The sequence below is a fragment of the Azospirillum sp. genome, assembly GCF_035628975.1.
In the GTDB taxonomy this organism is placed as follows: domain Bacteria; phylum Pseudomonadota; class Alphaproteobacteria; order Azospirillales; family Azospirillaceae; genus Azospirillum.
The window spans coordinates 20,388-43,869 of record NZ_DASPIS010000095.1; the positions used below are offsets into that span (position 1 = coordinate 20,388).

Consider the following 23,482-nt stretch of genomic DNA (forward strand, 5'->3'; position numbering starts at 1 on the left):
TGCCCCTCGCCGGCTCACAGGCCGACCAGATAGAAGACGAAGGCGAGCGAGGCGGCGCCGACCCCGACCCAGCTGTGCTGGGGGGTCAGGCGGAAGCGGACGCGCGCGACGCTGTTCTCGACCACGCCGACGGCGGCGAAGATCAGGACCAGCTTGATGGCGAAGGCGACCAGCCCGAACAGCAGCCCGAAGAAAGTCATCTCGGGCGCGCTGCCGAAGGGCAGGAAGACGCCGATGAACCAGGCGACGACGACCGCCTGCTTCAGCGACATCGCCCACTTGATCAGCGCCAGCGACGGGCCGGAATATTCGGTCAGCGGGCCTTCCTGCAGTTCCTGCTCCGCTTCCGCCATGTCGTAGGGCAGCTTGCCCAGCTCGATGTAGATGGCGTAGGCGAAGGACAGGGCGGCCACGATGGTCGCGGTGACCGACTGGACATGGCCGTCGGCGATGGCGGTGCCGATGGCGCCGAGGTTGGTCGAACCGGCCAGCAGCGCCGCGACGAACAGCGACAGCATCATCACCGGCTCCACCAGCACGCCCATGGTCAGCTCGCGGCTGCCGCCGATGCCGGAGAAGGAGCTGCCGCTGTCGATGCCGGACAGCGAGAAGAAGAAGCGGGCCAGTGCGAACAGGTAGATGACCGTGATCAGGTCGCCGATGGGTGCCACCGGCGTGAAGCGGGTCAGCATCGGGATGCCCATGGCGATGACCAGCACCGTCGTCAGCATCACCGCCGGCATTGCGCGGAAGGCGAAGCCGCTGTTGGGCGGGGTCAGGTCCTGGCGGGTCAGCAGCTTGGCGATGTCGCGATAGTCCTGCAGCAGCCCCGGCCCGTGGCGGGTGTGCAGCTTCGCCCGGACCATGCGCGACAGGCCGGAAATCAGGGGGGCCGCGGCCAGCAGGAGGAGCGCCTGGAACAGTGCCAGGATCAGGTGTGAGAAGGTCAGCATGGCGTCCTCCCGTCAGACGGCCAGCGCCAGCAGCGCGATCAGCGCCGCGACGATGTAGAGGCAGTAGATCCGGAAATCGCCGGCTTGGATGACCTGCAGCCACTTGCCGCTGGCATCGACCGCACCGGTGATCGGGGCGATGACGCTCCGGTCTGCCAGCGGTTCGGTGCGCCGTGCCAGCGTGACCACCCGCTCGAAGCCATGGGCGACGCCGATCCAGCGTCCGGAGATCGAGCGGCGCATGGTGTAGAGCGGGGCGAAGAACATGCGGATCGGCTGGGCGAAGCTGCCGGCGGTGGCGGGCATGTGATGGTCCGGCAGATAGCCGGCCGCCCAGGGGGCCGCCACCTTGCGGTCGCCGCCGCGCTTGGCCGCAAAGGCAGCCTTCAGCGCGATCGGCAGGAAGGCCATGGCGATCAGCAGGATGGCGATCAGCGGGGTGGACAGCGTCGCCTGCTGAGCGTCGCCCGGCAGCAGGGTGGTGCCGACCGCCAGCGTCACCGGAGCGGTGCCGATGGTCGCCGCCGCGATGCGGCCCATCACCGGCGCCACCAGCGGAGCCAGCAGGCCGAGCGCCACGCAGGCGACGGCCAACACCGCCATGCCGGCGATCATCGCGGCCGGCGCCTCGCGCGCCTCCTCCGCATGGTGGCTGCGCGGCGCGCCGGCGAACATGATGCCGTAGGCCTTGACGAAGCACATCACCGCCAGCGCGCCGGTCAGCGCCAGCATGACGGCGGCGATGGGGGCGGCGAACTTCACCAGCGGGGTGCCGTCCAGCGCCGCAGCGAACAGCGCCTGATAGGTGTACCATTCCGACACGAAGCCGTTCAGCGGCGGGATCGCCGAGATGGCCAGGGCGCCGACCAGGAAGGACAGGGCGGTCCAGGGCATGTTGCGAGCCAGCCCGCCCATCTCCTCCATATCCTTGGTATGCATGCGGAAGATGGCGGAGCCGGCGCCCAGGAACAGCAGCCCCTTGAACACAGCGTGATTCAGCAGGTGATAGAGCCCGGCCATCAGCCCCAGCACCGCCAGCACCGGCTGGTGCAGCGCCATGCCGATCATGCCGGTGCCGACGCCGAGCAGGATGATCCCGATATTCTCGACCGAGTGGTAGGCGAGCAGCTTTTTGATGTCGTGCTCGGCCAGGGCATAGACGACGCCCAGCACCGAGGACACGGCGCCGAAGGCGAGCACCAGCAGGCCCCAGCCCAGCATCGCCGGCCCGGCGCTGGCGCCCAGCAGGTCGATGCCGACCTTGACGATGCCGAAGACGCCGATCTTGATCATCACGCCCGACATCAGCGCCGAGGCGTGCGACGGGGCGGCCGGATGGGCGCGCGGCAGCCAGATGTGCAGCGGGATCATGCCGGCCTTGGCGCCGAAGCCGATGAAGGCCAGCAGGAAGGCGACGCTGTCCAGCGGGGCCGGCAGCGGATGGGCGCGGAAGGCGGCAAAATCGAAGCTGCCGGCCTGGTTCGCCATCAGGAAGAAGGCGGCCATGATCAGCACCGAACCGCCATGGGCGACCAGGAAATAGAGGAAGCCGGCGCCCACCGCCTCGTCGTCCTGGTCGAAGATGACCAGGAAATAGGAGGCCAGCGACATCATCTCGAAGAAGATGAGGAACCAGAAGGCGTTGTCGGCCGCCACCACCAGCATCATCGACGCGATGAAGGCGTTCATGAAGAAGCCCATCGCCCCGATGCCGCGCCCGGCATACTCGCGCACATAGGCGAAGCCGTAGATCCAGGCGACCAGCGACAGCAGCGAGATGACCGCGATCATCAGGCCGGCCAGCGGGTCGAGCCGCAGGACGAAATGAGCGAAGGGGTAGGGGCCGGCGGCGTCGAGCACGGCCGGTTGCCCGGCGGCGATGGCCGTCAGCCCAGCGCCGAGCCCGGCCAGCGCCGCGGCGATGCCGACGCCGCTGCCGCCAAGACGGATGTCCCCCTCCCGATGCTTCAGGAGGAGGCAGAGGATGGCGCCGCCGCAGGACAGCAGCAGCGACATGATGAGCAGGGAGAGTGGAATCATGGGTCCAGCCCCTCCAGCGAGGCGAGCGGCGTTTCAGGACTGACCGGTGCCGCTGCGGCCAGCGTGCGCTTGACGGCGGCAGCCTGGCGGGTGGCGTCGGCGTCTGCCGCGTAAAGGGCGGCGGTCGGGCACACGCGCACGCAGGCCGGCCCGTCGCCGGAAAAGGCGCAGAGGTCGCATTTCACCGCTACGCTGCGCACGCCGATGTCCCAGGCCAGCAGTGGATCGAGAGCCGCCGAATGGCTGGGCGTTGCGGTGGCGATGCCGGCGACCCCGGCGATGCCGGTACCGCTGGGCGTGATGGCGCCGAACGGACAGGCCAGCGCGCACATCTTGCAGCCGATGCAGGCCTGCTCATCCAGCAGGATGGCGTCGGCGGCATGGGTGATGGCGTTGACCGGACAGACGCGGGCGCAGGGCGCGTCCTCGCACTGGTGGCAGAGGACGGGGCCGGTGTCGTCGCCGATCCGCATGACGGTCAGCCGGGGATGCGCCTGCAGCCCCTGTTTTTTATGTGCCTCGGTGCAGGCCGCCATGCAGGTGTTGCACCCGATGCATTTTCTCGGTTCCGCGATAACGAAGCGATTCATGTTCAGACCTCCGGCTTCCCGGGCGGGTGCGTCGACTCGGCCTGATCGGGATTGGGAAGACTCCCGATAAAAAATCCTGATCGGCCAATAAGAGGACAGTATTGGCTCGCGCACGCCCCCGCGGCCGCCTGTTTTCACATGCGGTGCGGCAGAAGGAGAGCCAGCTGTTGCGAATCTTTGTCAAATGACTGTCTCAGCGGGGACCGTCATCGACTTCGCTACGCTATTCCCCTCAGTTGCGCGATGTCAACTAGACACATAAAAAAAGTGGGTATAAGGTGCGCGTCACGAAGACAGGAAGTCATTAGGCAATTTAACTGCCGAAGGCCTCCCCGGAAACTCCGATAAGAAAGAGAAGATACTCGATAGGATCGGCTTATCGGCATCGATTACTTTTAAAGATCGGGCGATAAGCGATTTCGATCGGACGTGAAGCCACCGGTGCCCATCGGGGTGAACCGGCGCGTAAACGCCAGGGAACAGTGAAGCGATGCCGGGGCGGAGCCGTCCGACGGCCCCCTCCGGCTGCAAACAAGGACGACGGGAATGAACAGATTCGTCACTGCCAACCCAAGCAAGTGCATCGGTTGCCGCACATGCGAGGTCGCCTGTGCGCTTGCCCATTCCGATGGTGCCGGCGTCGAAGGGCTGGCGCCGGAGACCTTCAAGCCGCGCATCCGCATGGTGAAGACGGCCGACGTCAGCACCGCCGTGATGTGCCGCCACTGCGAAGACGCGCCCTGCGTCAACGCCTGCCCCAACAACGCCATCGTCTATCGCCAGCACAGCGTGCAGGTGGAGCAGGAGCGCTGCCTGGGCTGCAAGAACTGCGTGCTGGCCTGCCCCTTCGGCGCCATGGACGTGGTGACCATCCCGGCGGTCCGGCAGTTCGCCGGCATGACGCTCAGCCTGGGCGTCAAGGCGCAGGCGCACAAATGCGACCTGTGCGTCGACCGCGCCGCCGGCCCGGCCTGCGTGTCGGTCTGCCCCACCAGCGCCCTGACGCTGATGGACCGGAACGCGATGGACGAGACCCTGCGCCGCCGGCGCGAGCGCGCCGCACTGGAAGCCGCCGAAGTCGCGGCCTGACCCTCCCATCACTGCGGCTGATGCACAGCCGGCACAATCGAGCGAATATCGAGGTCGAGATGGAAAAGCATATGGCGGTCTGCCCCTACTGCGGTACGGGCTGCAAACTGAATCTGCTGGTCGAGGGCGGGAAGGTCGTCGGTGCCGAACCCTTGAACGGCGTCACCAATGAAGGAGAACTCTGCCTCAAGGGCTATTTCGGCTACGACTTCATCAACGACACCAAGATCCTGACGCCGCGCCTGCGCAACCCGATGCTGCGCCGCAGCCGCGATGCGGCCTTCGAGGCGGTGTCGTGGGACGAGGCGATCCAGTATGCCGCGACCAAGCTGGGCGAGATCAAGGCCAAGTACGGTCCCGACGCGATCATGACCACCGGCTCGTCGCGCGGCACCGGCAACGAGACCAACTATGTGATGCAGAAATTCACCCGCGCGGTTCTCGGCACCAACAACGTCGACAACTGCGCGCGCGTCTGCCACGGCCCGTCGGTCGCGGGATTGCAGGTGACGCTGGGCAACGGCGCCATGAGCAATTCGATTCCCGAGATCGAGCACACCAAATGCGTCCTCGTCTTCGGCTACAACGTCGCCGACAGCCATCCGGTGATCGCCAAGCGCATCATCAAGGCCAAGGAACGTGGCGCCAAGATCATCGTCTGCGATCCGCGCAAGATCGAGACGGCACGCCTTGCCGATCTGTGGCTGCCGCTGAACAACGGTTCCAACATGGCGCTGGTCAATGCCTTCGCCAACGTCCTGATCAATGAAGGGCTCTACAACAAGGAGTATGTCGCCAACTACACCGAGGGCTTCGACGAGTACAAGAAGATCGTCGACAAATACACCCCCGAATACGCCGAGGCGATCACCGGCCTGCGCGCCGCCGACATCCGCGAGGCGATGCGCATCTACGCCGCGGCACCCTCCGCCACGATCCTCTGGGGCATGGGCGTCACCCAGTGGGGCCAGGGCGTCGATGTGGTGAAGGGGCTGTCGGGGCTGGCGCTGCTGACCGGAAATCTCGGCCGCCCGAATGTCGGCGTCGGCCCGGTGCGCGGTCAGAACAACGTGCAGGGCAGCTGCGACATGGGCGTGCTGCCGACCGAGTTCCCCGGCTACCAGAAGGTCACCGATCCGGAAATCCGCGCCAAGTTCGCCAAGGCCTGGGGTGTCGAGTCGCTGCCCGACCAGATCGGCTGCCGACTGACCGACGTGCCGCATCTGGCGGAGACCGGCAAGCTGAAGGCCATGTACATCATGGGCGAGGACCCGGCCCAGACCGAGCCGGACCTGACCCAGGTGCGCAAGGGCTTCGAGGCGATGGAGTTCGTCATCGTCCAGGACATCTTCATGACGAAGACGGCGATGTTCGCCGACCTGATCCTGCCGGCCACCTCCTGGGGCGAGCATGAGGGCGTGTTCAGCGCCGCCGACCGCAGCTTCCAGCGCTTCACCAAGGCGGTGGACGCCAAGGGCGACGTCAAGCACGACTGGGAGATCATCAGCCTGCTCGCCACGGCGATGGGCTATCCCATGCACTACAACAACACCAAGGAGATCTGGGACGAACTGCGCGAGCTTTGCCCGATCTTCTACGGCGTCACCTATGAGAAGATGGAAGGGCTGGGCGCCGTGCCATGGCCGTGCCGCGACCTCGATTCGCCCGGTTCCAAGTATCTCTATGAGGGCAACGTCTTCCAGCGGCCGGGCGGCAAGGGCCTGCTGTTCGCCACCGAATGGCGTCCGCCGCAGGACCAGCTGACCGAGGAGTTCCCGTTGATCCTCTGCACGGTGCGTGAGGTCGGCCATTACTCCTGCCGTTCGATGACCGGCAATTGCGCCGCCCTGCAGACGCTGGCCGACGAGCCCGGCTATGTCACCATCAACCCGAAGGACGCCAAGGCCCTGGGCATCCGCGACCAGGAACTGGTCTGGGTGTCGTCGCGCCGCGGCAAGGTGATCAGCCGCGCCAGCGTGACCGACCGCACCAACAAGGGGGCCGTCTACATGACCTACCAGTGGTGGATCGGCGCCTGCAACGAGCTGACCATCCACGCCGTCGATCCTATCGCCAAGACGCCGGAATACAAATATGCCGCCGTCCGGGTGGAGGCGATCGCCGATCAGGTCTGGGCCGAGAACCACGTCCAGCAGGAATACGCGAAGCTGAAGGGCGGCCTCAGCAACGCGGTGACCCGTGCGGCGAAGAAGGCCCCGGCCTACGCGTGATGTTTCATGACGCGCACCTCACTCCCTCTCCCCCGCTCCCGCGCAAACGAAGTTTGCGCTGACGCGACAGGCGGACCATAGGTCCGCCGAAAGCGGGGAGAGGGGCGGGGTGAGGGGGATGCACGGGGTGGATTCTTGGCAAGGCGCCGCCACGTCACCCCCTCACCCTAACCCTCTCCCCGGGGGGGAGAGGGGAACTATCGCGTATCCACAGGACCCAATCCCATGCATGAGATCGCACTCTGCCAATCCCTGCTGGAACAGGCGATGAGGGCGCGGGATGCCAATCCCTTCGACCGGGTGGTCCGCGTCAGCCTGTCCGTCGGCCGGACCAGCCGGGTGCAGCCGGACGCCCTGCGCCATGCATTCGACCTGCTCAGCCGCGACACCTTCCTGGAGGGCGCGGAGCTGCGGATCGACCAGCCGCCCGGCGATGGATTCGGGCTGCTGGAGATGGAGGTGTCGTGACCGTGAACCCTTCGTGCGCCAACGATGCGTCCCTTTGCCGCTGCGGCAGGCCGCGCCGCGACAAAAAACCGTGACTCGCATCAATGATATTGCCCGGGTCGTGATCGATAAGTTCCCGCGTGCAGTGCGCCCTGGCAGCGGGCACCCGATTTACGCTGCGCCCGATGTGGGAGGAGCCCCGGCATGCAGGAAAAGCTGGAATTTCTGATCGCGCTGGCCACTGAAAAGCATTTCGGCCGCGCGGCGCAGGTCTGCGGCGTTTCGCAGCCGAACCTGTCCGCGGCGATCAAGCAGCTGGAATCGACCATGGGCGTGCCCCTGGTCGACCGCGGCGCCCGCTTCATCGGCTTCACCCCGGAGGGGGAGCGGGTGCTGGAATGGGCGCGGCGCATCGTCGGCGACTACAAGGCGATGCGCGCCGATGTGGAGACGATGAAGCAGGGGCTGACCGGCACGCTGCGCCTGGTGGTGGTGCCGACGGCGCTGCCCATGGTCCAGCGGCTGACCGCCACCGTCTGGTCGATGCATCCCGGCATCAAGATCACCATCGCCTCCCACAGCTCCACCGAAATCCTGTCGCGGCTGGAGAATCTGGAGGCGGAGGCCGGCATCACCTATCTCGACAACGAACCGCTCGGCAATGTCGACGAGGTGCCGCTCTATCACGAGCGCTATCATCTGATCACCTCGGTGGACGGCCCGTTCGGCACGCGCGACAGCGTCACCTGGGAGGAGGCGGCGACCGTGCCGCTCTGCCTGCTGAACGCCAACATGCAGAACCGCCGCATCATCGACCGCGCCTTTGCCGAGGCGGGGGTGCATGCCGAACCGATGCTGGAATCCAACTCCATCGTCGTGCTGACCAACCACCTCTGCACCGGCATGTGGTCGACGATCATGCCGCGGATCATGGCGGATTCGCTGCTGCTGCCGTCGGCCATCCGAGCGATTCCCATCGTGGCGCCGGAGCTGTCCACCCTGATCGGCCTCGTGGTCGCCCGCCGGGATCCTCAGCCGCCGCTGACCGCGGCGCTGATCGCAGACGCGCGCCGGCTCGCCCCGGAACTGGCGATGGCGGCCTGATCACAGGGCAGCCTTGCCAAGTGGTCATACCACTTGACGATTTGTCGCGCCCCTGTGCTGCGATGCAGCATGGTAAGGAAACGGACGGGAGACGCGCCGGGATCGGCCCGTCCACGCCTCCCCCCGAGGAGTGCATTTTCCAATGAACACCGATAGTTCGTCGCACCGCTGGTCGGTCGCCCCGGCCCAGCGCGCGCTCGACCACGAGCCGCTGGGTGCCGATGTCCATGCCGCCTTCGCCCAGGTGGTCGCCCGCCTGCGCAGCGAAACGGACGCGCTTGCACGGCGCATGGCCGATGTGGGGACCGTCGAGCTGGTGGAGCGTGACGGCGGGGCGCAACTGCTCTACCGCGCGCATCATGGCGAAGACGAGGGCGAGGGGCTGCACCGGCTGGTTGGCAGTTTCGACCTGCATCTGACCCATGACGGCAAGGCCGCCATCCACATGCGGATCCGCGGCGATCTGCCGCCGGCCGAGGTTCTGGACTTCGACCGCGCCACGGCCGACCATCTTCGGACCCGGCTGCACGCGTTCGAGATGGGCTGCCGCCGCCTGCCGATGGCACGCGCCGCCTGATGCGTGTCGGTGGCACGCGTTGCCAGATGCGTGCCGGTGGCACGCGCGCCTGATCGGACCGCAAGAGACCCTGCAGCCGCCTCTCCCCGCAGCGAAGCCCCCGCGGCGGGATATCGGCGCACTGTAGCCGCCAGGGCGGATCACGGCGATTTCGCCGCCCGCCCGCGGCACGGAGGAGACCAGATGTCTGAAAACCATGAACTGATCACCGCGGCGCTGCGCCATGCGGCAGCCCTGCACGAGGGCACCTTCCGCCCCGACCGGGCGCGCACGCCCTTCGTCTCGCACCTATCGGAGACCGCCGAACTGGTGGCGCAGGCCGGCGGCACTCCGGCGGAAATTGCCGCCGCTTGGCTCCATGATGCGGTCGAGGACGGGCTGACCACCATCGCCGAACTTGCGGACCGCTTCGGTCCGGAGGTCGCCGACCTCGTGGCGGCAGTCAGCGATGCGCCGGAGGATGTCGGCCGGGCGATCGCCGAGCGCAAGGCGATCCAGGCCGCCCGTCTCGCCGCGGCGCCCGATGGGGCCAAACGCATCAAGCTGGCCGAGCAGATCTCGATCCTCAAGGCGCTGGCGGTGGAACGCCCGCTGTCCTGGAGCGTCGAGCGCGCGGACGCCTATGTCGAAGGCTCCCGCCTCGTCGCGGAGGCATGCGCCGCCGCCAGCCCGCTGCTGGCCGAACGCTACGCCACCGCCCTGGCAGGCGCCTCCCGCTGACCGGGGCCCGGTCGGTCAGGACAGCCCGTATTTCCTGATCTTGTCGTGCAGCGTGGTCTTTGCGATCTGCAACTCCTCCGCTGCACGGGCAAGGCTGTGGCCGGTGCGGCGCAGCGTGTCGGCGATCAGCGCGCGTTCGAAGGCCTCGACCGTCTCGGCCAGCGGCCGGGCGGTCGCCGGATGGGCGGTGGCGAATGGCGGGAAGCCCTGTTCGATGCCCAGCACGCAGCGGTCGGCGACGTTGTGCAACTCGCGCACATTGCCGGGCCAGTCATAGGCCATCAGCCGGCGCATCCGCTCCGCATCCGGCGGCGGCACCGGGCGGCCGTGGCGGGCTGCCGCCTGCAGGATGAACTGCTCGAACAGCAGGGGGATGTCCTCGCGCCGTTCGCGCAACGGCGGCAGCGGCAGGTTGGCGACGTTCAGCCGGTAATAGAGGTCGGCGCGGAACTGCCCGCGGTCGGCCAACTCGCGCAAATCCACCTTGGTGGCGGCGATCACCCGGCAGTCGACATGGACCGGCGTGTTGGAGCCCAGCCGTTCCAGCGTGCGTTCCTGAAGGACGCGCAGGAACTTGATCTGCACCGGCATCGGCATGCTTTCGATCTCGTCGAGGAACAGCGTGCCGCCGTTGGCATGCTCCACCTTGCCGATCCGGCGTTTGCCGGCCCCGGTGAAGGCCCCGGCCTCATGCCCGAAGATCTCGCTGTCGATCAGGCTTTCCGGCAGGCCGCCGCAATTGATCGCGACGAAGTTGCCGGCGCGGCGCTGGCTGGCTTCGTGCAGGCAGCGCGCCGCCAGTTCCTTGCCGGACCCCGTCTCGCCATGGATCAGCACGTCGGCGGCGGAGTTCGCCAGCTCGCCGATCAGCCGGCGCACCCGCTCCATCTGCGGTGATCCGCCGACCAGCCGCGCTTCGATGCTGTCGCGGTTCTGCAGCCGGGCGCGCAGGTCGCGCACCTCCAGCGTCAGCCGCCGCTTCTCCAGCGCGCGCCGCACCACCTCGACCAGATAGTCGGGTGAAAAGGGTTTCTCGATGAAGTCGTGGGCGCCCAGCTTCATCGCCTGCACCGCCATCGACACGTCGCCGTGGCCGGTCATCAGCACCACCGGAAGGTCGGGATCGGCGGTGAGCAGAGCCGATAGCAGTTCCATCCCGTCCATGCCCGGCAGGCGGATGTCGGTGACGACCACGCCGGGAAAGCCGTCCGCCACCAGCCGCCGCGCCTTCTCCGCGCTGTCCACCGCCTCGGTCGGGATATCCTCCAGCTCCAGGGCCTGCTGGCAACCCAGGCTGACGTTCGGATCGTCCTCGACGATCAGGACCTTCAGGGGCGGAACCGTCAGGGCGGCGGAGGCAGAGTCGGGCATACGAGGTCTCCGGCCTGGAAGGCGGTCGGGTCGTTGGACAGGTCGGCGGCGGGAAGATCGATGGTGAAGACTGCTCCGCCATCGGCACCGTTCGCCCCGGTCAGGGCGCCGCCGAAGTCACGCACGATCCCGGCGGAGATGGCAAGCCCCAAGCCGAGTCCGCCGCTGCCCTCCCTGCTCCCATCCTTCGCCGCCTCCTTGGTGGTAAAGAAGGGCTCGAACAGGCGGGGCAGGACCTCCTCGGACAGGCCGGGGCCATTGTCCGCCACCTGGATGCGCGTCCGGCCGTCCTCCGTCCGCGCGGTGAGGATCAGTTTGGCGTCCGTCCGCCCGGCAAGCGCATCGAGGCCGTTGGCGACCAGGTTGACCACCACCTGCTCCAGCCGGTTGGGATCGCACAGCGCCGCCACGTCCTCCGGCACATCGACCGTCACGGCGACGCCGGAGCGTCGCAGCCGCTGCTCCAGCAGGAACAGCGCGTTGTCGATCGGCCGCCGCACCGCCACCGGGCGGGGGGCGCCCGAGGATTTGCGGGCGAAGGATTTCAGCTGGCTGGTCAGGGCGCCCATGGTGTCAACCAGTTGGGCGATACGTTCCAGATTGCCCCGGGCCGCGTCCAGGTTGCCGCGCTGGAGGAACTTGACCGTGTTGCCGGACAGGGTGCGCAAGGCAGCCAGCGGCTGGTTCAGCTCATGCGCCAGCTCGGCGGACAGCTGGCCGATCACGGCCAGCTTGCCGGCATGGACAAGCTCGTCCTGGGCGGCGCGCAGGCTGCGCGTGCGCTCCTCCACCTTGCGTTCCAGCTCGCGCAGATGGCCGCGGCGCTGCACCCACATCAGCAGCAGGATGCCGAGGAAGGCGCTGCCGACCGCCGCCAGCGCCGCGCGGGTCCAGGCCATGCCGGTGATGTCCGAGGCCGGCGACAGCACGGTCATCGTCCATCCCGTGCCGTGCAGCGGCGCCGTCTGCGCCAGGAAGCTGCCGCTGAGCGGGAAAACCGCCGGTTCCGCCTCCCCATCCGCCGGGCGGGCGAGCTGGACCAATTCCGCATCCCGGTCGAACCGGTTCAGCGACGACAGGCCCAGCGGCGGCAGCGGACGGGCATTGTATTGCAGGGTCCGGTCGAAATGCCGGCGCGTCGGCTCGTCCATCGCCCGCAGGGTGGTGAATTTCCAGGAGGGGACCGAGGCCAGGATGACCACGCCGTTCTCGTCGCTGACCAGGACCGGTGCCTCCACCGTCGACCAGGACTGTTCCAGCTGCTCCAGGCTGACCTTCACCACCGCGACGCCGACGATGGCGCCGTCCTCCGCCAGCGGAGAGGACAGGTAATAGCCGGCCTCCCCCCGCGTGGTGCCGACACCGAAGAGGCGGCCCTGGCGGCCGGCAGCGGCCTCGATGAAATAGGGGCGGTAGGACAGATCCTCGCCGATGAAGCTGTCGGGGCGGTTCCAGTTGCTGGCGGCCACCACCCGGCCCTGGCGGTTCAGCACATAGATCGACAGGGTGCCCGCCCGCTCGTTCAGCCGCTCCAGATAGCGATTCAGGCCCCAGGCCAGCGGCGCCCGTCCGGTCACGAGGTCGAGGACGTCGCGCTCCAGCCCGAGCGTGGCCGGGAAATAGGCGTATTTGTCGATCTCCCGCTCCAGGCTCTCGGCATAGAGGTCGAGCCGGTGGCGTCCGGTCTCCTGCAGGGCGGCCAGCCCCATCCCCTCGCTGATGCGGAACCCCGCCAGCCCGGCGAGCAGGGCCAGCCCGGCCATGACCGGCAGGAGAAGACCGATGGTGCGGAGGCGGCGTGCGCCGTACAGGAAGAAGGCGGGCATGAAAAAGGCGGGCAGGGGCGGGGGCGGGAATGGCGACCGCCGTATCATAGCAGAAGCCCCCCGCCCATTGCCCGCCCGCCTTCGTGGACTGCCCGCCTTCGTGGACCGCCCCCTGTGGATCGACGTCCCGCTTATTCCGCCGCGGCTGGGGCGGGCAGGGGCGCGTCGGCCTCCTCCTCGTCCTCGTCGCCGATGGCGTCCTCCCACTTGGCGACGACCGTGGTGGCGATGGCGTTGCCCAGCACGTTGGTGGCGGTGCGGCCCATGTCGAGGAAGTGGTCGATGCCCATGATCAGCAGCACGCCGGCCTCCGGCAGGTTGAACATCGGCAGCACGGCGGCGACGACGACCAGCGAGGACCGCGGCACGCCGGCGATGCCCTTGCTCGACACCATCAGAACCAGCAGCATGACGATCTGCTGTTCCAGCGTCAGCGGGATGCCATAGGCCTGGGCGATGAACAGCGACGCGAAGGTCGTGTAGATCATCGAGCCGTCGAGGTTGAAGGAATAGCCGAGCGGCAGGACGAAGCCGGTCACCCGCTCCTTCACGCCGAACTCCTTCAGCCCTTCCATCACGCGCGGATAGGCGGACTCGCTCGAGGCGGTGGAGAAGCCCAGCAGCATCGGCTGGCGCATGGTCTTCACCAGACGGAACACGTCGCCCTTCAGCACGACGAAGCCGGCGAAGATCAGCGTCGCCCACAGCACTGCCAGCGTCAGGTAGAAGCTGCCCATGAACTTGCCGTAGACCGCCAGCACGCCCAGCCCCTGGGTCGTCACCACGTTGGCGACGGCGGCGAAGACGCCGATGGGGGCGAAGCGCATGACATAGTCGGTGACCTTCAGCATCACCGGCACGACCTCTTCGATCGAGCGGGCGAGCAGGCCGGCCTTGGTGTCGCGCAGCTGGCCGATGGCGAGGCCGACGAAGATCGAGAAGATCAGGATCTGCAGGATCTCGTTGTTCGCCATCGCCTCGAAGAAGTTGCGCGGGAAGACGTGGGTCAGGAAATCCTTCAGGTTCAGGGCCGAGGTCTTCAGCCCGGCGCTGGCCGCCGCATCGGGCAGCGGCACGCCGACATTGGCGCCCGGCTGCAGCAGGTTGGCGAAGACCAGCCCGATGAACAGCGAGGCGAAGGAGGCCATCAGGAACCAGCCGACCGCCTTGCCGCCGATGCGCCCGACGGTGCGGGCGTCGCTCATGCCGGCCAGGCCCGCGACCAGGGTGGAGAAGATGAGGGGCGCGATGATCATCTTGATCAGGCGCAGGAAGATGTCCGTCACCATCGCGAAATAGCTGGCGATGTTCTTGGCGGCGGCCGGGTCGAACATGCTGTTGCAGACATAGCCTGTGGCGATGCCCAGCAGCATGGCGACGATGATCAGCGTCGTCTGTTTGTTCATGGTCCTACTACCTCACCTTTCCCGCCCGCCTCACGCGCCGGCCGGGGTAACGGTCGATTGGGTACCGGCTTCCCAAGCCCCTCGCGGGACCGGAATGGGGGCCGGGTGGCGGAACGGTCAGCCGGTGATGATCGGAAAATTCTCGCCAGCGCGCGGAGTTCGGCCGCCATGACAGGCGTCGGCCGGAGCCTCGCGGTCGCCCGGCAGGTCGTGTTCGGTGCGCGTCGTGGCAGGCATCGGACGCTTCGCTCCCCTGATCTGATGAGTCCGCCCCGCCTGCGCGGGACGCGACCCGTAAGGAGCAACCGGCGTGCCACTGGGGAGCAGCGGCAAGCAGCCGGCTAAGCTGTTGGAACTATGAGGTTCCGTCGTTGGTCAGAGCCGCGGCCGTTCGGATTTCCGAACGCAGTCTGCATTTGGCGTTCGGAAATCCGGATGGGGTGGGCCTGAACAATGTCCGTAGCGGCTTCCCAGATCAGTCCGGCGTTCGCAGCACGCCATCCGGCGGAACCGCGCTGTGCAGCACGCGGATTATCCGCAGACCGTCAGGGGGCTGACGGCGGTAATAGACAATGTAGTTTTCAAATCCATAAACGGGCCAAGCACGGATACCGCGTAGGGCGGGATTGCGTCACAACCTGGTGGAGCCGATGTCGGGGCAATCGGCGATCCGGCGCACAGGCTGGTCCACACCGGCGAGAAACCGTTCGGCCGCCCCCTCATTCAGCAAGCCGATACGGGTGAAGTGGTTGATCACGTCCTGCCTCGCACGTGCGCTCTGGATCACGCGCAAAGCTGTCAAACGCCTCTGGCGGCCTTGAGCGATGCCAAGCAATCAGCCCGCATCGCTTCCGGATTCCACTCCTCGCCCTCGTCTTCCAACCCTTCCAACAGAGCGCTTTCCAGGGAGTTGTCGGCAGCGTCACGGGCATCGGCAGCGACCAGATGCGCCACATAGTCGGCAGCATCCCGATAACCGCCCTCGGCGGCACGGCGAGCAGCCATCCGTTCGATGTCCGGCGGCAGAATCAAGCTCATGTCCATGCTCCATGTCGCTTTCGGACGATAACAGGTCGGCAGCCGGGGCGGCAATGTCCAGGACGAAGGAAACAAAGCATCCCGCTCCCTCACTTCCTCACTCCCTCACCACATAGGTGAAGTAGCGAATCACGCCGTTGGCGTCGGTCTCCCGGTACAGGCCCTGGATTTCGTTGTCGAAGCCGGGGAAGCGGTTGGCGCTCTCCTGGAAGACCTTCAGATAGTCGATCATCGGCTTGGCCCGCGCATCCAGCCGTTCGCCGGGGACGATGGTGGCGATGCCCGGCGGGTAGACGACCCACAGCGTGGTGGCGATGCGGCCGGCGATCTCGTCGATGGGCAGGTAATCCACGTCGTTGCGCACCAGATGGCGCGTCGCCTCGCGCGGCGGCATCGCCATGGTCGGCAGATGCTCCGGCCGGAAGATGGCGCGCTGCAGGGCGCTGGTGTTCTTCTCGCGGTAGAAGGCGTGCATCTCCGCGCAGAGGTCGCGCAGGCGCCGGCCCAGGTAATGGCTGCGTCGCTTGGCGACGAATTCGGGGATGACCTCCTCCAGCGGGGCATTGTCGTCGTGCAGCCGCTTGAAGGCGACCAGACCGCTCAGCAGCGTGCCGGCCTTGCTCGATTCCACCCCAGGCGTCAGCAGGAACAGCAGGGAGTTGAGGTCGTTCTTCTCCGGCACGATGCGGTTCTCGCGCAGATACTGCGCCACCACCGGGGCCGGAATGCCGTGGTCGCCATACGCACCGCTGTGGCGGTCGAAGCCGGGAGTCAGCAGGGTCAGCTTGTTGGGGTCGGTCATGGCATAGCCCGGCTCCACATGCTGGAAGCCGTGCCAGTGGGCGCCGGGGGCGAATTCCCAATGCCGCACGTCGGTCGCCAGTTCGTCGGTCGGCACCTCCTCCCACGCGGTCTCGACGCCGTTGCGGCTGACGCGGTCGGGCACGAAGGGATCGAAGAACCAGCGCTTGGCCGGATCGCTCTCGCGCTCTTCGAACTCGCGGCGGATGGCGCGGATCTTCTTGCGCAGCTCGATGCCCAGCCGGATCGTGTCGTCCCACAGGATCTCGCCCGACCGTCCCTTCATCATCTGCGCGCCGACGTCCAGCGAGGCGAACAGCGGGTAGAAGGGCGAGGTGGAGGCGTGCAGCAGGAAGGTCTCGTTGAAGCGGCGATGCTCCACCCGGCGGCGCTGGCCCTTGATGTGGTTGTCCTTCACATGGATCTGCGAGGCCTGCGAGAAGCTGGCCAGCTGCTTGTGGGTGGACTGGGTGGCGATGATGCCGGGATGGCCGTCATGCAGCCCTTCCAGCCCCATGGCGAAATGGCCCTTGAACAGCGGGTGGAACTTCAGGAATCCGGCCCAGGCCTCGTCGAACAGGATGTAGTCGCAGAGCTTGCCGATCCGCTCCAGCATCATCTGGGCGTTGTAGATGGTGCCGTCGTAACTGCACTGCTGGATCACCGCGGCGCGGAAGGGGCGTTCACGCTTCCAGGCGTCGGGATCCTTGACCAGCGGGTTGCGGCGGATGCGCTCGCGGATCACCTCCTCGTCCAGCGCCTGCGGGTCGATCGGGCCGATCAGGCCGTGGGCGTTGCGCTCCGTCTCCAGGAAGATCGGGATGCCGCCGCCCAGGAACAGGCTGCCGTGATGGGCCGCCTTGTGGTTGTTGCGGTCGAACAGCACGAGGTCGTCCTCGGCAACCAGCGCCGACAGCACGATCTTGTTCGATGCCGAGGTGCCGTTCAGCACGAAATAGGTGCGCTCCGCCCCGAAGATGCGGGCGGCCTCCTTCTGCGCCTGCAGCGCCGGGCCTTCATGGACCAGCAGGTCGCCCATCTCCAGAACAGAATTGTCGATGTCGTCGCGGAAGACCGCCTCGCCCAGATGTTCGACGAAGATGCGGCCGATCGGGCTGCGGCTGTAGAAGATGCCGCCATTGTGGCCGGGACAGGTCCAGAGCTGGTTGCCCTCTTCCGCGTAATCGACCAGCGCACCGAAGAAGGGGGTCTTCAGCGTGTCGGCATATTGCTTCAGCCGGCTGACCAGATTCTTCGCGATGAATTCCGGCGTCTCTTCCGCCAGGAAGATGTATCCGTCGACTTGGTTCAGCACGTCGACCGGGATGTTCTCCAGCCGCTGGCGGCGGACCAGCAGGATGATGGGCATTTCCAGCCCGCGCTGGCGGGCGAAGGCGATCAGCGAGGCCTGCTTGCCGTCGGCGCCGCGCTTGCCCCAGTCGACGATCATGCAGCCGATGGCGGCGTCGGTCCGGATGGCGAGTTCGGCATCCTCGACCCGGCGGGCGCGGACCACCTCGAAGCCCATCCGCTCCACTTCCGACAGGATCTGCTGAAGCCGCATTCCCTCCAACTCGTCCACCTCGAAGGCGGGGGCGCAGACCAGGAAGTTGAAACGGCGGAAGAAATCCATGCGACGGGTCTCCGGAAGGGCAGGGAGGAGAATGAAAGGAAATGCGGAGGTGGGGCCGGCGAGGGCGATTATTCGGCGGCCGCCCAGGTGCCGCGATGGTCATGCGGCGGCTCGCCGTCGGCGGCCCCCAGGGCGCGCTGAAGGAAGACGCTGTCGGTCCAGCGTCCGAACTTGAAGCCGACGTTGCGCAGGATGCCGGCCTGGACGAAGCCGCAGGCCTCATGCAACCGTAGCGACGGCACATTGGCGCTGTCGACCACGGCGATCATCTGGCGGCAGCCGGATGCGGTGCAGGCCTCGATCAGCGCCGGCAGCAGAAGCCGGCCGATGCCGCGCCCCTGATGGTCCTTGTGAACGTAGATCGAGTGTTCAACGGTGTAGCGGTAGGCCGGCCGCTTGCGGAAGGGGGCGGCATAGGCATAGCCGACGACCAGCCCGTTAACATCCGCGACCAGATGCGGCAGCCGGCGCTTCAGCATCGCCTTGCGGCGGCGCTTCAGTTCTTCCGGATGCGGGGGCTCGATATCGTAGGGCCCGAGCCCCCGCTGGATATGGTAGCTGTAGATGTCCAGCATCGCCGGCACATCCGTTTCCGCCGAATTGCGGATGCGCACCGGCATTGCGCCGGGTGCCGCGATGGGGAAGGTTGCGGACTGATCGGTCGCCGGATTGGCGTTCGGAGTGGACATGTCGTACACGGGAGCTTCCCCTGGCAAGCAGCGTCGGCACGACCCCGCGCCCGCGCGCAACGCTACAGCAGCTCCATGACAGGCGTATGACGTCCGGCGGTTTGACCGCCTACTCTCCCAAACGCGGTCTCCAGTCCTCGACCCGGCCGCTCTCCACCCGCCGCCGGGCCAGATCGCGCCAGCCGGGGGCGAGCGGCTCCAGCTCCGCGATGCCCGCCAGAGTCCGGACGTCGCCGGTGTCGTGGTAGAAGGCACGCAGGATGCGGCTCAGCGGCCAGTGGGGCAGGGGGCGCTCGACCAGTGCGACGCTGTCACCGGCGGCGGCAACGCCGGGCTCCAGCACCCGATAATACCAGCCGGTCCGGCCAGTGGCCTGCACCCGGCGGGCCATGTCCGTCACGCCGAAGCGGTGGTTCAGCTTCCAGCAGGGCTGGCGGCCCTGACTGACCTGCAGCATCGCCGTCCCGATGCGGAACACGTCGCCGACGCAGACCTCATCCTCGGTCAGTCCCAGCGTCGACAGATTCTCGCCGAAGGCTCCGACTGAGTCCAGCAGGGGAGCGGGAGAGGGCAGGTCGGTGCGCCACGCTGCGTAATGATCGAACGGGTAATGGTGCACGGCCTTGTCCGGGCCGCCGTGATTGCGGAGATCGGCCTGCTCGTCTCCGGCAAAGCCAGCCTGTCCGATGGCTAGGGCGGCGTCGACCGGTTGCTTGCCGATGGCGCTGAGCGCTCCCGGCTTGCCGAACGGGACCGCCTTGCCGATCAAAACGGCATTCAGCGTTGCGGGCGCGGTCATTCGCCGGCCCTCGCGGGATAAGGATAGGGGGCGGTCGCGGCATTGATCGTCACGGGCGTCTCCGGTCTCATCGTCTCGCCGTTCCGGCGCTGTGCAGTCTCTTCCTTATCAGCTTCGGGATTCGAGCGTGAAGGCGGCCGTGCGGCGCCGGAGGTCATGGCTCGTCTGCATCGGCGGCAGGGAGCGGAGTCCCGCTGCCGTCGAAATGGAACCCGACACTTCTATGTTGCGCTGGACTGACATTTTAGCTTTGCGCCTACAAAGCTGAAGCGCATAACTATGGTTATGGAAATCATTTCGCCGGACACTGCCTCAAACCAGCCATGCAGCCTCTGTGGCTTTCGCGACGCCAAGGCCACTTGCCGGATTTAGATAGCAAACCTATTAAATAGTCATGCTACAAGATAAGCCTCTGCGCCTTCCCCTCAATTTCGGCCTCCACCTGTTCCGCGCCTCCCATTTGTGGCGGCGGGCGGCGAACAGGGTGTTGGCGGACAGCGGGTTCTCAAGCTCGGCGATCACGCCGCTGATGCTGCTGGCCGAACTCGGCGACGGGTTGCGCCAGCGGGAACTGGCGGAGGAGATGGCGGTCGAAGGACCATCGCTCGTCCGGCTGCTCGACGGGCTGGAGGCCGCCGGACTGGTGGAGCGGCGGGAGGATGCCTGCGACCGGCGGGCAAAAACCCTGCACATGACCGACGCCGGCCGTCAGCTGTTGGCGCAGGTGAACGAGGCATTGAACGACGTTCGCCAGCGCCTGATGGCGAACGTGACGGAGGCCGACGTGGAGGCCTGCTATCGCGTGCTCGCCACCATCGAAGCCAACGCCAAGCGTGAACAAACCTGACCGCGGCGCGATCCCGGCGGCGCGGCGGCGCTCTTGCTCGCGCCGTGCCTCCGGTCCGATCCGTGCGGTGATTGAGGAACCAAGACCGTGACTTACCTGCCTTCTTTCCGGACCGTGGCCCGGATCGCCGTGACCCTGCTGATCACCGTGGCGGCGGTCGGCGGCGGCCTGTGGCTGTGGGATTATTACATGAACGAGCCCTGGACCCGCGACGGGCGCGTCCGTGCCGACATCGTGCAGGTGTCGCCCGACGTCGCCGGGCTGGTCACCGATGTGCGGGTGTCCGACAACCAGCTGATCCACAAGGAAGACGTGCTGTTCGTCGTCGATCCCGGCCGTTACCGGCTGGCGGTGGAGCAGGCCCAGGCGAATCTCGACAGCGCGAGGGCGGAGCAGTCCTACCGTAGTGCGGAGGCCCATCGTTACGAGCAACTGGGCAACAACGTCGTCTCCACCGCCCAGCGGCAGGAGGTGATGTCGGCGTTGGCCAAGGCCGCCGCCGCCGCCAAGCAGGCCGAAGCCGCCCTCGACCTCGCCCGCTTCAACCTGGAGCGGACGGAGGTGAAGGCGACGGTCGACGGGTATGTCACCAACCTTCAGCTGAAGACCGGCAACTACGTCGCCGCCGGGCAGGCGGTGGTTGCGCTGATCGACCGGCATTCCTTCTACGTCATGGGCTATTTCGAGGAAACGAAGCTGCCGCGCATCCACGCCGGGGCGCCCGTGTCCGTGCGGATCATGGGGACGGACGCCGAACTGCGTGGGCGGGTCGACAGCATCACCCGCGCCATCGTCGACCGCGACCGGGCGGAAGGAACCGGGCTGGTCGCCAACGTCAACCCGACCTTCAACTGGGTGCGGCTGGCCCAGCGAATTCCCGTGCGCATCGTGCTGGACGAGGTGCCGGACTCGCTGCAGCTGGTGGCCGGACGCACCGCGACGGTGTCGGTCATCGGCGCTCCGGACCGCGCGCCCAAGGTCGCCGGGCTGCCGGCCGGGCGGTGAGCGCATCGCGATGCAAAAGTCCCCTGCCCTTTCCCTGCCACCGGCGCCGACCTTCAACGAACTGGTCTTCTCGCTGAAGTCCTTCGCGGCCTCCATGCTGGCGCTCTACATCGCTTTCGGCATGGGGTTGCCGCGTCCCTTCTGGGCGATGCTGACCGCCTATGTGGTGTCGAGCCCGCTGTCGGGGACCGTGCGGTCCAAGGCGGTGTACCGCGTCGTCGGCACGGTGATCGGCAGCATCGCCTCCATCGTCCTGACGGTGGAGCTGATCAACGCGCCGGAACTGCTGTCGCTGGGCGTCGGGCTGTGGGTCGGCGGCTGCCTGTTCGTCTCGCTGCTGGACCGTACCCCGCGCAGCTACGTCTTCATGCTGGCCGGCTACACCGCCGGGCTGATCGTCTTTCCCGGCGTCGCCAATCCCGAGGCGATCTTCGACACCGGTCTTGCGCGGGTGGAGGAGATCATCCTGGGCATCGTCTGCGCCACGGTGATCCACAGCGTGGTGCTGCCGCGCGGCATGGGGCCGGTTCTGCTCGGCAAGCTCGACGCGGCGCTGCGCGATGCGGAGCGCTGGACGCTCGACGCGCTGGACGGGGCGGAGATCGACGCCCGCCTGCGCGACCGCCACAAGATGGCGAGCGACGTGACCGAGTTGCGGGTGATGACCACCCACCTGCCCTACGACACCTCCGATCTGCGCTGGATGACACGGCCGATGCGGGCCCTGCAGGACCGGATGGTGTATCTGCTGCCGGTGCTGACCGCCGTGCAGGACCGGCTGATCGCGCTGCGCCGGTCGGACGGCACGCTGCCGCCGGACGTGGCCCCCGTGCTGACCGCCGTGCGCGACTGGATCGCGGCAGGGGCCGGCGCCGATCCGGTGGAAGCCGACCGGCTGACCGGCTGGCTCGACCGGCTGGCGGCGGAGGAGTCCGCGGGCTCGGCCGGCGATTGGGAGGCGGCGACCCGCTTCAGCTTCATCCGGCGCCTGCGGTCGCTGGTGGAAATCCACCGCGATTGCCGAGACCTGCGGGCGCACATCGCGTCCGGCGACCATGCCCTGCCCGACCATCTGGACCCGCTGGCGCGCAAGCGGTCGCGCGGCGTTTTCCACCTCGACCATGGCATGGCCCTGTGGTCGGCGGCCGCGGCGCTGCTGGGGATCACCGTCATCTGCGCCTTCTGGATCCTGACCGGCTGGTCGTCCGGCTCGGTGGCGGCGATGATGGTGGCGGTCTTCACCTGTTTCTTCGCGTCCTTCGACGATCCGGTGCCGGGCATCCGCCTGTTCCTGGTCTATACGCTGGCCTCCATGCCGCTGTCGGCCTTCTACCTGCTGGTGGTGCTGCCGTCCTTCGACAGCTTTCCCATCCTCGCGCTCTGTCTGGCGCCCACCCTGGTGACGCTTGGCGTGTTCGTCGCCCGGCCGGCGACGATGGGCAAGGCGATGGCGCTGATCTTCGGCGTCGGCGGCTCGCTCAGCCTGCTCGACACCGGGACCGGCGATTTCGCCTCCTTCCTGAACAGCAGCGCCGGGCAGATCGTCGGCATCGTCACCGCCATGCTGGTCACCCGCCTGTGCCGGTCGGTCGGCGCCGCCTGGAGCGCCCGTCGTCTTTTGCATGTCGGCTGGCGCGAGATCGCCGACCTGGCCGGGCGCAGGACCGCTCCGTCGGCGGACGGCTTCGAAAGCCGCATGCTGGACCGCGTCGGGCTGCTGTCGGCCCGGCTGGCGCAGGCCGGCGGATCGGTGGATGTGGACGCCATCGACGCGGTGCGCGACCTGCGGGTCGGGCTGAACGTGGTGGAGCTTCAACGGGTCAGGCCGGTGCTGGGCGTTGCGGCCGGGCCGGTGCTGGATCGGCTTCTGCGCGGCGTGGCCGACCATTTCCGCGCGCTGTCGGCCAAGCGTCCCGATCCGGCGCCGGCCGAACTGCTGGGCAGCATGGACGCGTTGCTGTCGGCGATCGGCACAGCTCCGAGGAGCCCGGAACGCGACCGGGCGGTGGTGGCGCTGGCGTCCCTGCGGCGCAGCCTGTTCCCCGATGCCGCTTTCGGTGCCCCACGGCCGGCGGGCGAGATGCATATTCATGAAAGGGCACGCGCATGATCGGCGAGGTCGACATCTACGGCCTGTTCCTTCCCCCGCTTCTGGTGCTGGCCGTCCTGGCCTGGGCGGTGTCGGCGCTGCTGCGCCGGGGGTTGCGCGCGGTCGGCGCCTATGGCTGGGTCTGGCATCCGCCGCTGTTCGACTTCGCGCTCTATGTGCTGGTGCTGAGCGGCTTGGCCGGGCTGTGGTCGGTCTGGGCCTCCTGA

Annotated in this window: 21 protein-coding genes; 10 read left to right on the plus strand and 11 right to left on the minus strand. The window is 67.4% G+C overall.

Annotated elements, in window-relative coordinates; translation table 11 throughout:
* Positions 1-14 precede the first annotated feature (14 nt).
* From VD964_RS20300 to VD964_RS20310, 3 genes are read right to left on the minus strand one after another with little or no spacing between them, the layout of a single operon-like run.
* Entirely contained in the window at positions 15-953 is a 939-nt protein-coding gene (locus VD964_RS20300; RefSeq protein ID WP_324870322.1) for a respiratory chain complex I subunit 1 family protein, read from the minus strand.
* A 12-nt stretch (positions 954-965) separates the two neighbouring features.
* A complete protein-coding gene (hyfB, locus tag VD964_RS20305) occupies positions 966-2,993 on the minus strand; it encodes a hydrogenase 4 subunit B (protein ID WP_324870323.1) in 2,028 nt (675 codons plus the stop codon).
* The gene (locus tag VD964_RS20310) at positions 2,990-3,583 is read right to left on the minus strand and encodes a 4Fe-4S dicluster domain-containing protein (RefSeq protein WP_108547630.1); all 594 of its coding nucleotides are present in this window, start codon (positions 3,581-3,583) and stop codon (positions 2,990-2,992) included. Before VD964_RS20310 ends, hyfB begins: the two co-directional genes overlap by 4 nt.
* Positions 3,584-4,129: 546 nt before the next feature.
* Here VD964_RS20310 and VD964_RS20315 point away from each other — a divergent pair.
* The 6 genes from VD964_RS20315 to VD964_RS20340 all read left to right on the plus strand — a co-directional run bounded on the left by VD964_RS20315 (position 4,130) and on the right by VD964_RS20340 (position 9,751).
* Positions 4,130-4,672: a 4Fe-4S dicluster domain-containing protein gene (locus VD964_RS20315; RefSeq protein WP_324870324.1), complete on the plus strand. Its 543-nt coding sequence runs from the start codon at positions 4,130-4,132 to the stop codon at positions 4,670-4,672.
* 59 nt (positions 4,673-4,731) lie between these two features.
* Positions 4,732-6,903, plus strand: coding sequence for a formate dehydrogenase subunit alpha (gene fdhF, locus VD964_RS20320; RefSeq protein WP_324870325.1), 2,172 nt, complete (start codon positions 4,732-4,734; stop codon positions 6,901-6,903).
* A 225-nt stretch (positions 6,904-7,128) separates the two neighbouring features.
* Positions 7,129-7,371, plus strand: a complete 243-nt coding sequence (locus VD964_RS20325) for a hydrogenase maturation nickel metallochaperone HypA (RefSeq protein WP_324870326.1) — start codon at positions 7,129-7,131, stop codon at positions 7,369-7,371.
* A 183-nt stretch (positions 7,372-7,554) separates the two neighbouring features.
* Positions 7,555-8,454 (plus strand): LysR family transcriptional regulator, encoded by a 900-nt coding sequence (locus VD964_RS20330; RefSeq protein WP_324870327.1) that lies wholly within the window; start codon positions 7,555-7,557, stop codon positions 8,452-8,454.
* A 142-nt stretch (positions 8,455-8,596) separates the two neighbouring features.
* Positions 8,597-9,031: a hypothetical protein gene (locus VD964_RS20335; RefSeq protein ID WP_324870328.1), complete on the plus strand. Its 435-nt coding sequence runs from the start codon at positions 8,597-8,599 to the stop codon at positions 9,029-9,031.
* A 183-nt stretch (positions 9,032-9,214) separates the two neighbouring features.
* Positions 9,215-9,751: an HD domain-containing protein gene (locus tag VD964_RS20340; protein WP_324870329.1), complete on the plus strand. Its 537-nt coding sequence runs from the start codon at positions 9,215-9,217 to the stop codon at positions 9,749-9,751.
* Positions 9,752-9,766: 15 nt separating this feature from the next.
* Here VD964_RS20340 and VD964_RS20345 read toward each other — a convergent pair whose 3' ends face one another.
* From VD964_RS20345 to VD964_RS20380, 8 genes are all read right to left on the minus strand, one after another.
* Positions 9,767-11,122: a sigma-54 dependent transcriptional regulator gene (locus tag VD964_RS20345; protein WP_324870330.1), complete on the minus strand. Its 1,356-nt coding sequence runs from the start codon at positions 11,120-11,122 to the stop codon at positions 9,767-9,769.
* Complete coding sequence (locus VD964_RS20350; protein WP_324870331.1) at positions 11,095-12,948, minus strand: sensor histidine kinase; 1,854 nt, start codon at positions 12,946-12,948, stop codon at positions 11,095-11,097. The genes VD964_RS20345 and VD964_RS20350 overlap by 28 nt, the downstream gene beginning before the upstream one ends.
* 131 nt (positions 12,949-13,079) lie before the next feature.
* Positions 13,080-14,354: a dicarboxylate/amino acid:cation symporter gene (locus VD964_RS20355; protein ID WP_324870332.1), complete on the minus strand. Its 1,275-nt coding sequence runs from the start codon at positions 14,352-14,354 to the stop codon at positions 13,080-13,082.
* A 631-nt stretch (positions 14,355-14,985) separates the two neighbouring features.
* Complete coding sequence (locus tag VD964_RS20360) at positions 14,986-15,111, minus strand: hypothetical protein (protein WP_324870333.1); 126 nt, start codon at positions 15,109-15,111, stop codon at positions 14,986-14,988.
* Positions 15,112-15,152: 41 nt separating this feature from the next.
* A complete protein-coding gene (locus VD964_RS20365; RefSeq protein ID WP_324870334.1) occupies positions 15,153-15,392 on the minus strand; it encodes a hypothetical protein in 240 nt (79 codons plus the stop codon).
* A 97-nt stretch (positions 15,393-15,489) separates the two neighbouring features.
* A complete protein-coding gene (locus tag VD964_RS20370) occupies positions 15,490-17,826 on the minus strand; it encodes an Orn/Lys/Arg decarboxylase N-terminal domain-containing protein (RefSeq protein WP_324870335.1) in 2,337 nt (778 codons plus the stop codon).
* Between the two features lie 68 nt (positions 17,827-17,894).
* The gene (locus tag VD964_RS20375; protein ID WP_324870378.1) at positions 17,895-18,515 is read right to left on the minus strand and encodes a GNAT family N-acetyltransferase; all 621 of its coding nucleotides are present in this window, start codon (positions 18,513-18,515) and stop codon (positions 17,895-17,897) included.
* A 109-nt stretch (positions 18,516-18,624) separates the two neighbouring features.
* On the minus strand, positions 18,625-19,314 hold the full coding sequence (locus VD964_RS20380; protein WP_324870336.1) for an MOSC domain-containing protein: 690 nt from the start codon (positions 19,312-19,314) through the stop codon (positions 18,625-18,627).
* A 487-nt stretch (positions 19,315-19,801) separates the two neighbouring features.
* On the opposite strand from VD964_RS20380, the gene VD964_RS20385 reads away from it, so the two are divergent.
* From VD964_RS20385 to VD964_RS20400, 4 genes are all read left to right on the plus strand, one after another.
* On the plus strand, positions 19,802-20,161 hold the full coding sequence (locus tag VD964_RS20385) for a MarR family winged helix-turn-helix transcriptional regulator (RefSeq protein ID WP_324870337.1): 360 nt from the start codon (positions 19,802-19,804) through the stop codon (positions 20,159-20,161).
* An 87-nt stretch (positions 20,162-20,248) separates the two neighbouring features.
* Positions 20,249-21,166, plus strand: a complete 918-nt coding sequence (locus tag VD964_RS20390) for an HlyD family secretion protein (protein WP_324870338.1) — start codon at positions 20,249-20,251, stop codon at positions 21,164-21,166.
* 10 nt (positions 21,167-21,176) lie between these two features.
* Complete coding sequence (locus tag VD964_RS20395) at positions 21,177-23,276, plus strand: FUSC family protein (RefSeq protein ID WP_324870339.1); 2,100 nt, start codon at positions 21,177-21,179, stop codon at positions 23,274-23,276.
* Positions 23,273-23,482, plus strand: coding sequence for a DUF1656 domain-containing protein (locus VD964_RS20400; RefSeq protein ID WP_324870340.1), 210 nt, complete (start codon positions 23,273-23,275; stop codon positions 23,480-23,482). The genes VD964_RS20395 and VD964_RS20400 overlap by 4 nt, the downstream gene beginning before the upstream one ends.